This is a genomic window from Variovorax sp. 01N429 (assembly GCF_056399425.1).
Genome location: NZ_JBFTRG010000096.1, coordinates 1 through 480 on the forward strand (window position 1 = coordinate 1; position 480 = coordinate 480).

Sequence of the window (480 nt, forward strand, 5' to 3'; positions counted from 1 at the left end):
CACCCGGTCCGCGGCCGCCTCCCCAACGAGACCCGCACGCCGACGCCGGTCTCCACCAAGCAGGACGTGATCGACACCGGCTTCGGCACCGTCCACATGATCATCGGCGGTGGCGGCAACTTCGCCACCTCGGAGAACACTCTGTTCGAACGCCCGCAGGGCCAGGTCGTCGTCGCCCTCAGCGACAAGCCGAGTCCGATCCTGCCCGGCCACAAGGACTCGGTGAAGGTCCTTGAGGACGCCCCGTGGGCGTCGGTCCAAGACCGTGTCCACAAGCACGGTTTCGCCGCGTTCGAGGTCGACCCGGGCGACAGGCGCTCGGGTCGCACCCGCATCAAGGTGACCTACTACACCTTCGACGGCGCCTACGCGGACCTGACCCCGGTCGACCGCTTCGTCCTGGAGAAGGACCGCGCGGACGCGAGGCACTGACGCACGCGAAGCAACGTACGGGACGGCAACTGCCGGGCAGCCTGAGGC

Annotated in this window: 1 pseudogene; it reads left to right on the forward strand. The window is 68.8% G+C overall.

Features of this window, described 5'->3' with window-relative positions:
- Positions 1-432 (forward strand): annotated as a pseudogene (locus AC1DSF_RS30750) (hypothetical protein); the annotation flags it as partial.
- Positions 433-480: the final 48 nt, after the last annotated feature.